This is a genomic window from Labrys monachus, from assembly GCF_030814655.1.
GTDB classification, from domain to species: Bacteria; Pseudomonadota; Alphaproteobacteria; order Rhizobiales; family Labraceae; genus Labrys; species Labrys monacha.
Genome location: NZ_JAUSVK010000001.1, coordinates 1180806 through 1192500 on the forward strand (window position 1 = coordinate 1180806; position 11695 = coordinate 1192500).

12 protein-coding genes (1 of these 12 running past the window's edge) are annotated in these 11695 nt (G+C 68.5%); 11 read left to right on the top strand and 1 reads right to left on the bottom strand.

Annotated elements, in window-relative coordinates:
* Positions 1 to 242 precede the first annotated feature (242 nt).
* The 7 genes from J3R73_RS05195 to J3R73_RS05225 all read left to right on the top strand — a co-directional run bounded on the left by J3R73_RS05195 (position 243) and on the right by J3R73_RS05225 (position 5817).
* Positions 243 to 1604 carry a dihydroorotase gene (locus J3R73_RS05195; RefSeq protein WP_307423281.1) on the top strand — a complete coding sequence of 454 codons (1362 nt, stop codon included), beginning with the start codon at positions 243 to 245 and terminating at the stop codon, positions 1602 to 1604.
* 33 nt (positions 1605 to 1637) lie between these two features.
* Complete coding sequence (locus tag J3R73_RS05200) at positions 1638 to 2411, top strand: SDR family NAD(P)-dependent oxidoreductase (RefSeq protein WP_307423283.1); 774 nt, start codon at positions 1638 to 1640, stop codon at positions 2409 to 2411.
* A 193-nt stretch (positions 2412 to 2604) separates the two neighbouring features.
* Positions 2605 to 3372 carry an SDR family oxidoreductase gene (locus J3R73_RS05205; RefSeq protein WP_307423286.1) on the top strand — a complete coding sequence of 256 codons (768 nt, stop codon included), beginning with the start codon at positions 2605 to 2607 and terminating at the stop codon, positions 3370 to 3372.
* 171 nt (positions 3373 to 3543) lie between these two features.
* Positions 3544 to 3723, top strand: a complete 180-nt coding sequence (locus tag J3R73_RS05210; RefSeq protein ID WP_307423288.1) for a hypothetical protein — start codon at positions 3544 to 3546, stop codon at positions 3721 to 3723.
* A 56-nt stretch (positions 3724 to 3779) separates the two neighbouring features.
* Complete coding sequence (locus tag J3R73_RS05215; protein ID WP_307423291.1) at positions 3780 to 4403, top strand: GNAT family N-acetyltransferase; 624 nt, start codon at positions 3780 to 3782, stop codon at positions 4401 to 4403.
* A gap of 73 nt (positions 4404 to 4476) precedes the next feature.
* On the top strand, positions 4477 to 4779 hold the full coding sequence (locus J3R73_RS05220) for a hypothetical protein (RefSeq protein ID WP_307423293.1): 303 nt from the start codon (positions 4477 to 4479) through the stop codon (positions 4777 to 4779).
* Positions 4780 to 4902: 123 nt separating this feature from the next.
* Positions 4903 to 5817, top strand: a complete 915-nt coding sequence (locus tag J3R73_RS05225; RefSeq protein ID WP_307423296.1) for a bestrophin family protein — start codon at positions 4903 to 4905, stop codon at positions 5815 to 5817.
* A 16-nt stretch (positions 5818 to 5833) separates the two neighbouring features.
* Here the strand turns inward: J3R73_RS05225 and J3R73_RS05230 are convergent, their stop codons facing one another.
* Complete coding sequence (locus tag J3R73_RS05230) at positions 5834 to 6859, bottom strand: lysylphosphatidylglycerol synthase domain-containing protein (protein WP_307423298.1); 1026 nt, start codon at positions 6857 to 6859, stop codon at positions 5834 to 5836.
* Positions 6860 to 7281: 422 nt separating this feature from the next.
* Between J3R73_RS05230 and ppaT the strand changes: the two genes are divergently transcribed.
* The 4 genes from ppaT to J3R73_RS05250 form a co-directional block, all read left to right on the top strand.
* A complete protein-coding gene (ppaT, locus tag J3R73_RS05235) occupies positions 7282 to 8496 on the top strand; it encodes a pyridoxamine--pyruvate transaminase (protein ID WP_307423301.1) in 1215 nt (404 codons plus the stop codon).
* A complete protein-coding gene (locus J3R73_RS05240; protein WP_307423303.1) occupies positions 8486 to 10090 on the top strand; it encodes an ABC transporter substrate-binding protein in 1605 nt (534 codons plus the stop codon). Before ppaT ends, J3R73_RS05240 begins: the two co-directional genes overlap by 11 nt.
* A 239-nt stretch (positions 10091 to 10329) precedes the next feature.
* A complete protein-coding gene (locus J3R73_RS05245; RefSeq protein ID WP_307423306.1) occupies positions 10330 to 11310 on the top strand; it encodes an ABC transporter permease in 981 nt (326 codons plus the stop codon).
* Positions 11307 to 11695 carry the start of an ABC transporter permease gene (locus J3R73_RS05250; protein ID WP_307423308.1) on the top strand. Its footprint extends 442 nt past the window's final position, so only the first 389 of its 831 coding nucleotides appear in the window; it begins with the start codon at positions 11307 to 11309; its stop codon lies off the right edge, out of view. The genes J3R73_RS05245 and J3R73_RS05250 overlap by 4 nt, the downstream gene beginning before the upstream one ends.

Here is an 11695-nt window from a genome sequence, read left to right on the forward strand (position 1 = left end):
CGTTCCGAGACCCGCGGTCATGGCCGCAGAGCGACCGGAAAGTGCCGGTCGGGGACCGGCACACCGCGGTGGGCGGGTCTCCTGACCCGACCCGCCGCGGCGCTCGGCCGGGGTTTCCATCCCTCCGGGCATCAGAGGCCCCGGACCGCCGGCGCGGCCCGAATTTGTCGGCACGATGCCGGCCATATTATCCGTGGTGTCCGGGACGCGGGTTCCGGCACTTGTTTCACGAGGGCACCAGAATGTTCGATCTGCTCCTGCGCGGAGGAAACGTCGTCAATGCGGGCGGCGCGGCGCGCGCCGATGTCGCGATCGAGGGAGGCCGCATCGCCGCGCTGCTGGCGCCCGGCGAGAGCGCGGTGGCCCGCGACGAGATCGATGTCGCCGGCTGCGACCTCCTGCCGGGGCTCGTCGACGCGCATGTGCATCTGCGCGACCCCGGCCTCACCCACAAGGAGGATTTCCAGTCCGGCACGCGCTCGGCGGCGGTGGGCGGCGTGACGACGCTGCTCGACATGCCGACCGACGAGCCGTGGACCTGGAATGCAGGCCAGCTGCGCGACAAGATGCAGCTCGCCGCCGGGCGGCTGCACACCGATGTCGGCTTCCAGGTGGTGGTGCGGCGCGACCTCGCCGGGCTGAGGGAGCTGCGCGAACTGGCTCCCGTCTCCTTCGAACTCTTCACCGCGGATGTCCCCGAGGCTTTCCTACATGACACGCTCGACGGCATGGACCGGGCGATGCGGGCGCTCGCTCCGCTCGACGTGCTGATCGGCGTGTCGCCGGGGGACGAGTCGATCCTGGCCGGCGAGACCCGGCGCAACGCCGGGCGGGCAGGGGGCGTCTGCGAATTCCAGGCGAGCCGGCCGCCTTTGGCCGAATCGGCCGGCATCGCCCGCGCCGTCCTCGCCGCCGCCGCGACCGGCGCGCGCATCCATATCCGGCAGACCAATTCGGCCCTGGGCATTGCGACCTGGCGGCGCCTGCGCGACATGGCCGACGCCAGCATCGAGACGACGCCGCAATGCCTGCTCTTCGCCAAGGACAGCTATGAGAGGCTCGGCGCCAACCTCAAGGCGTCGCCGCCGCTGCGCGAACAGGAGGATCTCGTCGCCATGCGCGAGGCCCTGCGTGCGGGCGCGATCGACATCGTCGCCACCGACCACGCGCCGCACAGTCCGGCCGAGAAGGCTGCTTCCTATGCGAATTTCGCCGACATCCCGGGCGGCATGCCGGGCGTGCAGACGCTTCTCGCCACGATGCTGCATTTCGTCGACCAAGGCGACATCGCCTTGAAGGACCTCGTGCGCATGTGCAGTGCCAATCCGGCGGCACGTTTCGGCCTCGGCGGGCGCAAGGGCGCCATCCGTCCCGGGCATGACGCCGATATCCTCATCCTCGACCCGTCGAAGCGAACGGTCGTTCACAACGAGGACCAGCTGTCGCGCGCCGGCTACACGCCTTTCGACGGGCTCGACGTGCCCTGGCGCCTCCTCCGCGTCCTGCTGCGCGGCCGCGAGATCTTCGGCGCCGGCGGCGTCGCCGAGGCGCGCGGCGGGGCCGTGGTCACCGCCGGCCCGACGTCGGCCCATGCCGATCGATGATGGATATCCCTCACGCCTGCCAAGGAGAGAACAATGCCCCTGCTGAAAGACAAGGTTGCCATCGTCACCGGCGCGAGTTCGGGGCTGGGACGCGCCATTGCCCTGCGCTATGCCAGAGAGGGTGCGAACGTCGTGCTGGCCGATGTCCGCGACGAGCCGATCGAGGGCGGCGAGACCACGCAGGCCCTCATCCTCGCCGCCGGCGGCAGCGCCATCAGCCCGCGCACCGACGTTTCGAAATGGTCTGACGTCGATGCCCTCGTCGAGGCCGCGGTGTCGCGCTTCGGCCGGCTCGACGTCATGGTCAACAATGCGGCGATCTACACCAGCACCAATCTCGTCGAGACGACCGAGGAGCAGTGGAACCGCGTGATGGCGGTCAACGTCACCGGCGTATTCCATGGCTGCAAGCGGGCGGTGCAGCAGATGCTCACCCAGGATCCGGTGGAGGAGGTGAGGGGCCGCATCGTCAATATTTCCTCGCAGCACGGCATGGTCGGCTCACCCGGCGACATGCCCTACGGCGTCAGCAAGGGCAGCATCGTGCAGATGACGCGCCAGATCGCCGTCGACCACGCCAGGGATTTCATCGTCTGCAACGCCGTCGCGCCGGGCAAGATCATCACGGGCAAGCCGGGCGTCGCCAACGACCCGCAGGCGCTCGACTATTCGCATCGCCGTACGCCGTGGCCGCGGCTGGGCCGGCCGGACGACGTCGCCGGTGCGGCGCTGTTCCTGGCGAGCGACATGGCGACCTACATCACCGGCGTCAACCTCCTCGTCGACGGCGGCTGGATGGCCTTCTGACCGCCGGCACGGCCATACCTCGCAGGGTGGCATCCCGGCCCAGCGAGCCTTCTCGGCTGCGTGTCCCGGCGGGGACGACGGCCCGGCTGCCGAAGCCTCGCTTGGCGGCCGGGTATAAATCAAGCTAATCGGCGCGATGCGACGCGGAGCATCTATGGCTCCCGGGCCTCGCTTGGTGAAAGGAATTCCAGCAATGCATATCGACCTCAGCGGCAAGCGCGCTCTGATCCTCGGCGCGAGCGGTGGCCTCGGCTCCGCCATTGCGACGGGCCTGAGGGAAGCGGGCGCGGACATCGCCGTCGTCGGCCGTTCGGCCGAGCGGCTCCAGGCGGCCATGCCGGAGGCGAAGGCCCGGATCGTCGCCGATCTCGCCGCCGCCGGTGCACCCGACGCGATCGCCGACCAGGCCCTCGCAGCGCTCGGCGGCGTCGACATCCTCGTCAACAATTCGGGCGGCCCGCCGCCCTCGCCGGCGCTGGGTGTCTCCGCCGAAGTGTGGAAGGCGCAGTTCGAGGCGATGGTGCTGTCGCTGATGAAGCTCACCGACAGGCTGGCGCCCGGCATGGTCGAGCGCAAATGGGGGCGCATCCTCACGATCGCCTCGTCCGGCGTGCAGATGCCGATCCCCAACCTCGCCGTGTCCAACACGCTGCGCTCGGCACTGGTCGGCTGGTCCAAGACACTGGCGACGGAACTCGCCCCCCATGGCGTCACCGTCAACATGGTACTGCCGGGCCGGATCGCGACATCGCGGGTCGCCTCGCTCGACGCGGCGGCGGCCCAGCGCACCGGCCGCACGGCGGAAGAAGTCGAGGCCGCCTCGCGCGCCGCCATTCCGATGGGCCGCTATGGACGCCCGGAGGAATTCGCAGCCGCCGCGGTGTTCCTCGCCAGCCCGCAGGCCTCCTATGTGACGGGAACGACGATACGCATCGACGGCGGCATGATCCGCAGCATCTAGAACGCGGCGGACCGGGGCGCCCGACGGGCGATCCCGGTGCCGCGGCGGGACGATCCGCGAGGTTGCCGGCATAGAGCTGCGTTCCGTCCGATTCGCCGCTTGCATCGGCCGCCTCGAACGGCTTTCTTCAGGAGCGGAACCGTTTGGGCTTCCGCATCCGGGGGAATCGCCATGCCGCGTAACGAAATCGCCGCCATCATCGGTCTGATCGTGGCGATCTGGTATGTGCTCGCGGGTCCGGGCCGAAGCCTCGGCCTGCCGCGCAACCCGCGCGGGCTCGCGATGGTGCTTGTCGTCTTCCTCGTCACCTTCGCGATCGTGTGGATCGTATTGCGCCTTCTCAATTACTGAGGGCGCTCGCCGTGGCCCCCTTGACGCGCGTGCCGCAATAGGATTTCCGGTGGAGCATGACTAGCTCCGCCAGACTTCTCTCCGCCGGCTACTCCGCCGTCCCCCCCGGCATGATCGCCACCGTCGTCACTTGCCTGGAGATGACGCAGCGCCCGCGCCCCCGCCCGCTGCGTCCGGTCGATACGCCGATGGTGCTGCAGCGCGTCGAAAAGCCGGATCTCCAGGCCTATCGCGCCCTGTTCCGCGCCGTCGGACAGGATTGGCTGTGGTATTCCCGCCTGACCATGCCGGACGACGAGTTGCGCGGCATCCTCGAGGATCCTCTCGTCGAAATCCATGTGCTGTCCTCGATGCGCCGGGATATCGGGCTGCTGGAACTCGATTTCCGCCGGCCGGGGGAATGCGAGCTCGCCTTTTTCGGCCTCGTCAAGGAAGCGATCGGGCAGGGAGCGGGCCGCTTCCTGATGGACCAGGCGCTTGCCAAGGCGTGGTCGCGGCCGATCGAACGGCTATGGGTGCACACCTGCACCTTCGACCACCCGGCGGCGCTCGGCTTCTATCGCCGCTCCGGCTTCGTGCCCTTCTCGTTCGAGGTGGAGGTCTCGCCCGATCCGCGCCTGAGCGGGCACCTGCCGCGCGAGGTGGCGCCGCAGGTGCCGCTGGCCGATTTCGGCCCCTGAGGAGGCGGGCCGCACGCGTGTCGGGCCGGCGCGATTGTGATAGCGTCGGGCGCAGTCAATCAGGAACGCAATGATGGCCGATCCAAAACGCCCCGCGACGCCGCCTTACCGCAATGTCGACACTGCGCCTTTCGTCTATTTCGACGTCGTTCCCAGCTTCGGCGTGATGCAGGGCACCGTCCAGATCGAGCTGGCGGCGCGCACGCTGTCGCCGGCGGGCAAGGACGTGGCGATCGAGCTCGTCGCCTGCGGGCGCCTGCGCTGCAGCCCCATGGCGGCGCAGGCCCTCAGGGACGCCATCGACAAATCCCTGAAGATGCTGGCGCAGCCGCAGCCGCAAAGCGCGCCCGCGGTGGGATCGGCGACGATCCAGTGACCGGGCACGCCAGGTTGCCCCACAACCGAGCCAAAACTGACGGTCTCAAGTTTTTTGCAGTGCAATATATCCCCGCATCGTGGCACAAGAGGAGGATCACCCTCGTGAACATGTGCCACCGCCGTGATCGTCCGTAAGAGCCCACGTCCGTGGGAATTGTTTTTCGTTATGCGCGGCTCGATCGTGCCGCATATCTGGCCCCAGATGATCATCGTCACCCTGCTTTCGGTGGCGGTCACCCTGCTGGAGACGCATGGCTATATCCACGTCGCTCCGATCGCGGCCCTGCCGTTCTCGCTGATCGGCGTGGCGCTCTCGATCTTCGCGGCGTTCCGCAACACCGCGAGCTATGACCGCTGGTGGGAGGCCCGCAAGATCCTGGGCCAGATGGTGATCGACGCGAGAGGCTTGTCGCGGCAGGCGCTGGCCTATCTCGCCGCCGAGCCCGCGGTCGCCCGGCGCCTCGCCCTCCATTCCATCGCCTTCTGCGACACGCTGCGCTGCCTGCTCCGCGACGAGCCGCTGGATGAGCCGGCGCTGCGGCATCTGGATGCTCGCGAGCGGGCCTTGATGCAGGCGAGCCGCCACGTTCCCAACCGCGTTCTTGCCCTGATGAGCACGGCGATCGCCGGCGCGCTCGGCCGCGGGCAGATCTCGCCGCAGATGGCGCAGACGCTGGAGGAACGGGTCACCGCGCTTTCGGGCGACCTCGCGGCGGCCGAACGCATCAAGTCGACGCCGCTGCCCTTCGCCTATTCGCTCCTCCTGCACCGGACCGTCTATCTGTTCTGCTTCCTGCTGCCCTTCGGCGTCGCCGACAGCATGGGCCTGTGGACGCCGGTCATCGTGGCCATCATGTCCTACACCTTCTTCGGGCTGGACACGCTGGGCGACGAGCTGGTCGTCCCCTTCGGCACCACCAGCAACAGCCTGCCGCTGATGGCGATCTGCCGGACGATCGAGATCAATATCCTGGAGGATCTCGGCGAGCCGAACCTGCCGTCCGCGCCGCAGCCGGTGAACTTCATCCTGGAGTGAACGCCCGCGCTCGCGCCTACTGCTTCGGAGGCTCCTGGCGCGCAGCCTCGACCGGCCGGCTGCGTCCGCCCGTGACGGAACCGAAGAGGCCGGCGATGGTCTGCCGCTCGGTGTAGAGCACGATGGCGCAGGAGATCGCCAAGGGGATCAGGAGATAGAGCAGGCGGAACATCAAGAGGGCCGCCAGGATCTCCGCCTTGCTCTGGATGACGGCCGGATCGTCGGGATTGGAGCCGTGCGGCAGCATGATCATGAAGAACACGGCTTCGAACACGCCGGCACCGCCCGGCGCATTCGAGATCAGGCCCGCGCAGAACGAAGCGAGAAACATGCCGAGCACGACGAAGAAGCCCGGATTGAGGCTGTCCGGGAGGGCGAAATAGATGATGCCGGCGGCGCCGATGATCTCGAGCGGCGCAGCGAAGAGCTGGCGGAAGGCGATGCCGGGCTTGGGATAGGCGATCTCGAAGGTGCGGAAGCGCAGCGGCTTGAAATTGAAGATCGCGCCGAGCTGGTAGAGCGCGACGAGGACGAGCATGCCGAGGCCGATGGCGAACGCCACCCCGACGGGAAAGCTGAACAGCCGCGACAGCAGGCCCGGCTCGCCCGTCAGCACGAGGCCGCCGAGGAAGAGGGCGCCATAGGCGAAAGTGAAGGCGCAGAAGGCCGTGACGATCGCGACCTCGCCGACCGTCAGGCCCATCCGGCTGTAGGCGCGATAGCGCACCAGCCCGGACGACAGCACGGACACGCCGATATTGTGGCCGAGGGCATAGGCAGTGAAGGAGACGAGGGAGACGATCGGCCAGGACAGCTTCCTGCCGACATGCAGGAGCGCGATGCGGTCGTACCAGGCGAGCGCGGCATAGGCGAGCAGGGTCGAGCCGACCGCGCACAGGAACATCAGCGGCCCGCGGTCGAGCGCTGCCTGCCAGACCTGGCCGACTTCGACCCCCTTCAACTCCTTGGAGAGCAGATAGATCGAGAACACGACGGCGGCGAGCCCGACGATCGGCCACAGATATTCGAGCTTGTTCTTCATGGTTCCGTCAATGTTGGATTTGCGGGCCGTCTTCCAACCGCCATAAACAACGGGAACGTGTCGAACACAAGACGGCGCCCTGGTGAGATCTTGGGCGGAGGTGGCGCGTGCATGACATTTCGGTAATCTTCGGGCACGCTCCCGGCCTGTTTTCGGCAGCAGGCCGTGCGCGTTACTGGAGAGAACGGGGTGAATCCTTCGATGCCACGAAGGTCTCTTCGGTTTCCCCGCCATCTGCCTCGACGCTGTCCGGGCCCTGCGACCGGCATGTCCACGGTGCGAGGGGCCAGCGGCATATGACCCCGCAGGGGCTCCCGGTATCATTTGCCGATTGTCAGGAAAGCGCCGCAAAGCTAGCTTCCTATCGCGTCGGGTCGGCGGATGGCGACGTCCGTGTCCGGCGCAGAATGCGGATTGCCTTCATGCCCGTTGCACCGCCTTTCATGCTGACGACCGGCCCGGTGACGGCCTATCCGGCAGTGCTGAACGCCATGGCGCGCCCGGTGCTCTATGACGGGCATCCGGCGTTCCAGCAATTCTATCGCGACGTCGTCGGCAAGGTGCGGCAGGCGATGCGATCGGCGGCACTGCCCGTCATCCTGCAGGGCGACGCCCTGCTCGGGCTCGAAGCGGCGGCGGCGTCCCTGATCGGGCGCCGGGACGTGGTGCTCAACCTCGTCTCCGGCGTCTATGGCAAGGGCTACGGCAACTGGGCGCGGCGCCATGGCGGCGAGGTGATCGAGCTCGAAGTGCCCTATGACGAAGCGATCGACGCCGAAGCGGTGCGCCGGGCGCTGCTCGACAGGCCGGATATCACGATCATCGCCGTCTGCCACCACGATACGCCGTCCGGCACCCTCAATCCCCTCGCCGAGATCGGCCTGCTCGCACGGGAGCACGGCGCCTTCGTCATCGCCGATGCCGTGTCTTCCTTCGGGGGCATGGACGTGCATCCCGATGCCGCCCATGTCGACGTCTTCGTCGCTTCCGCCGCCAAATGCCTCGGTGCGACGCCCGGCCTGACGCTGATCGGCATCAATGACCGGGCGTGGGCTCGCATCAAGGCCAATCCGGACGCGCCGAGAGTCTCCTTCCTGAGCCTGCTCGACTGGGAATTGGCGAGCGAGCCGGGCCGCCCGTTTCCCGTCACGCCGTCGCTGGCCGAGTTCCATGGGCTCGACGCGGCGCTGGATCTCTATCTCGCCGAGGGCCCGGAAAAAGTGTGGCAGCGCCATGCGCGGACGGCAGCCGCCACCCGTGCCGGCCTGGCGGCGCTGGGCCTGCGGCTCTGGCCGAAGAGCGAGGCGATCGCCGCTCCGTCCGCCAGCGTCTTCCGCGTGCCCGACGGCATCGAGGACAAGGCGCTGCGCGACACGCTGCTCGACCGCTACGGCGTGCTCGTCTCGCTCGGACGCGGTTTCACGGCCGGCAAGGTGCTGCGCATCGGGCATATGGGCCCGGGCGCGGAGCCCCTTCTGGCGGTGACGGCGATCGCCGCGCTGGGCGCCGCGTTGCGCCGTCTCGGCGCCAAGGGGGACGCCGGCGTCGCCGTCGATGCCGCCCTCGCCAGTCTCGACGGGCCGTCGCCGGCCGCCGTCGTCCATGATGTTTCCCGGGAGGCTGTCCATGCCGATTGATCGCCGTGCTCTTCTGCTCGGGAGCGCCAGCGCCGCCCTCGTCCTCGCTTTGCCGCGAGCGGCGCGCGCCGCGGCCCAGGGCGGCAGGCTCATCGTCGCCGCCGATTCGGAGCCCTCCAACCTCAATCCGGCGATCACCGCCTCGAACGGCGTGTTCTTCGTCGCCAGCAAGGTGATCGAGCCGCTGGCCGAGGCCGACTACAATGCGCCCGACGGGCTCGCTCCCCGGCTCGCGACCGCCTGGGAAGGATCGCCCGACGGCAAGTCGATCACCTTCACGCTGCGGGAGGGCGTGACGTGGCATGACGGGCAGAAGTTCACCTCCGCCGACGTCGCCTTCTCGGCGCTGGAGGTCTGGCGCAAGCTGCAGAATCTCGGCCGGGTCGTGTTCAAGGACCTCGCAGCCGTCGACACCCCCGACGCGCGGACCGCGATCTTCCGCTTCTCGGCGCCGACCCCCTTCCAGCTGATCCGCAACGCCTTGCCGGCCCTGACGGCGGTGCTGCCCCGGCATGTGTTCGAGGGCACCGACATCATGAAGAATCCGGCCAATGAGAGGCTGGTGGGCACCGGGCCGTTCAAATATGCCGAGCACAAGCCGGGCGAATATTATCTCCTGCGCCGCAACGAGGCCTATTGGGACCCGACCGAGCCCAAGATCAACGAACTCCTCTTCCGCGTGCTGTCCGACCGCGCCTCCGCCAGCGATGCCCTCGAGGCGGGGGAGATCCAGCTCGCCGCGTTCTCGGCGGTGCCGCTCGCCGACCTCGACCGCATCTCGAAGGTGCAGGGCATGAAGGTCTATGCCAATGGCTATGAGGCGCTGACCTACCAGCTGATCGTCGAGATCAACCACACCCGCAAGGAACTCGCCGACCTGCGGGTGCGGCAGGCGCTCGCCCACGCCATCGACCGGGATTTCGTCATCAAGACGATCTTCCTCGGCTATGCCAAGTCCGCCACCGGACCGGTGCCGCAATATGACAAGACCTTCTACACCCCCGACGTCACGCAATACGCCTTCGATCCCGCCAAGGCCGAGGCCCTGCTGGACGAGGCGGGCTACAGGAAGGGAACCGACGGCACCCGCTTCCGGCTCAAGCTGCTGCCGGCGCCCTTCTTCAACGAGACCAGGCAGTTCGGCGACTATCTGCGCCAGGCGCTCGGCAAGATCGGCATCGACGCGGAGATCGTCGCCAACGACACGCCGGCGCATCTGAAGGCCGTCTACACCGACCATGCCTTCGATATCACCGTGGGCACGCCGGTCTATCGCTCGGATCCGGCGATTTCCACCACCATTCTGTTCCAGAGCGGCCTGCCGGCCGGCGTGCCCTTCTCGAACCAGTACGGCTATGCCAACCCCAAGGTCGACGCCGTGATCGCGCAGGCGGCGGTCGAACTCGATGCCGGCAAGCGCGCCGAGCTGTACAGGCAGTTCCAGAAGCTGGTGGTCGAGGATATCGCGCTCATCAACGTCGCCGAGTTCTCCTTCATCACGGTGGCGAGCGAGAATGTGCTGAACGTCTCCAGCAATCCGCGCTGGGCCGTGTCGTCCTGGGGCGATACGGCGCTTCAGGATTTCGGACCGTAGGAAACGCCCGTGCCTGGAAATCCCCGGGGATCGTGGGTCTCCCGCCCGCTTCCGTCTTCCCGCGTCGTCGCCGGTTCCGGCCGGGCATGCCGGCCGGATGTCGTTGAGTTCCCGGCTGGTGCCCGGCATGTCCCCGCGCCCGCAAGGCCTCGCTGCGGCGGTCGCCACGAAAGAGTGGACGGGGCGTATACGCTGCCAGACGCCATCTGCGAGCCTGCGCTGCCGCAGCACCGCTCATCATGACCGGGCTGCTTTTGCGGCGTTTCGCCGGCGCCGTCGTGGTCCTCGCTTTGGTCGTCGTCGGGGCCTTCTTCCTGCTCGAGGCGGCGCCGGGCGATGCGATCGACGCCTATGTCGCCGGCATCGGGGGCGCGGATGCCGGGCGGATCGCGCAACTGCGCACCGAATGGGGCCTCGACCGCGGCCCCGTGCCGCGCCTGGGGGCCTATGCGGTGGCATTGCTGCACGGGGATCTCGGCTGGTCGACCGGATTCCAGCGGCCGGTGCGCGACCTGCTGCTCGAGCGGCTGCCCGTCACCTTCGCGATGATGGGATCGGCGCTGGCGATGGCCTTGCTGCTCGGCGTCGTGCTCGGTTTCGCCGCAGGGGCACGGCCGGATGTCTGGCTCGACCGCATCCTGTCCGTCGGCTCGCTGGCGCTCTATGCCATGCCCGGCTTCTGGCTGAGCCTCGTCCTCATCGCCGTCTTTTCCGTCTCCTTGCGCTGGCTGCCGGCGAGCGGCTTCGAGACCATCGCCTCGGACAAGACGGGCCTGGCGCGGGGCCTCGACATCGCCCGCCATCTCGTCCTGCCGGTCTCCTCGCTCGGCCTCGTCTACATGACGCTGTTCCTGCGCCTGCTGCGCGACGGCATGGAGGAGATCTGGAGCGCCGATTTCATCCGCGCCGCCCGGGCGCGCGGCATTTCGGGCCTCCGCCTTTCGCTGCGCCATGTCGCGTGCAACGCCCTCGCGCCGGTGATCACCATGCTGGGCCTGCAGTCGGCCTCGCTGCTCGGCGGCAGCGTGGTGATCGAGAGCGTCTTCGCCATCCCGGGCTTCGGCCGCCTCGCGGCGGAGGCCGTCGCCAGGCGGGACACGCCGCTGCTGCTGGGGGTCGTCCTGTGCAGCGCGGTCGTCGTCCTGGCGATGAACCTGCTGGCCGATGCCGCGCAGGCCTGGCTCGACCCCCGCATCGGGACAGCGGGAGGGAGCCAATGAGGATCCTGGCGGAACTTGTCCGCAGCGGCGAGGGGCGGGCGGGTACGATCGTCCTGGCGCTCTTCGTCCTGCTCGCCGCGACCGCGCCCTGGCTCTTCCCCGGCGATCCGCTCGCCATCAATGCGCGGCCCCTCATCCTGCCCTTCACCGACATCGGCCATGTGCTGGGCACCGATCGCCTCGGCCGCGACCTCCTGGCCGAACTCGCCTGGGGGGCCCGCACCACGCTCCTGGTCGCGCTGTCGTCCGCGCTGGCGGCGCTCGTCGCCGGCACCGCCGTCGGCACCGTCGCCGGCTTTCTCGGCGGCTGGACCGACGACGTGCTGATGCGGGTCAGCGATGCCTTCCAGACCGTGCCGGCCTTCCTGCTCGCCCTGGCGTTGGT

What these genes read in the sequence shown, in the direction of transcription:
- J3R73_RS05195 (WP_307423281.1), top strand. Translation starts at nt 243, where the DNA reads ATGTTCGATCTGCTCCTGCGCGGAGGAAACGTCGTCAATGCGGGCGGC.
- J3R73_RS05200 (WP_307423283.1), top strand. Translation starts at nt 1,638, where the DNA reads ATGCCCCTGCTGAAAGACAAGGTTGCCATCGTCACCGGCGCGAGTTCG.
- J3R73_RS05205 (WP_307423286.1), top strand. Translation starts at nt 2,605, where the DNA reads ATGCATATCGACCTCAGCGGCAAGCGCGCTCTGATCCTCGGCGCGAGC.
- J3R73_RS05210 (WP_307423288.1), top strand. Translation starts at nt 3,544, where the DNA reads ATGCCGCGTAACGAAATCGCCGCCATCATCGGTCTGATCGTGGCGATC.
- J3R73_RS05215 (WP_307423291.1), top strand. Translation starts at nt 3,780, where the DNA reads ATGACTAGCTCCGCCAGACTTCTCTCCGCCGGCTACTCCGCCGTCCCC.
- J3R73_RS05220 (WP_307423293.1), top strand. Translation starts at nt 4,477, where the DNA reads ATGGCCGATCCAAAACGCCCCGCGACGCCGCCTTACCGCAATGTCGAC.
- J3R73_RS05230 (WP_307423298.1), bottom strand. Translation starts at nt 6,859, where the DNA reads ATGAAGAACAAGCTCGAATATCTGTGGCCGATCGTCGGGCTCGCCGCC.
- ppaT (WP_307423301.1), top strand. Translation starts at nt 7,282, where the DNA reads ATGCCCGTTGCACCGCCTTTCATGCTGACGACCGGCCCGGTGACGGCC.
- J3R73_RS05240 (WP_307423303.1), top strand. Translation starts at nt 8,486, where the DNA reads ATGCCGATTGATCGCCGTGCTCTTCTGCTCGGGAGCGCCAGCGCCGCC.
- J3R73_RS05245 (WP_307423306.1), top strand. Translation starts at nt 10,330, where the DNA reads ATGACCGGGCTGCTTTTGCGGCGTTTCGCCGGCGCCGTCGTGGTCCTC.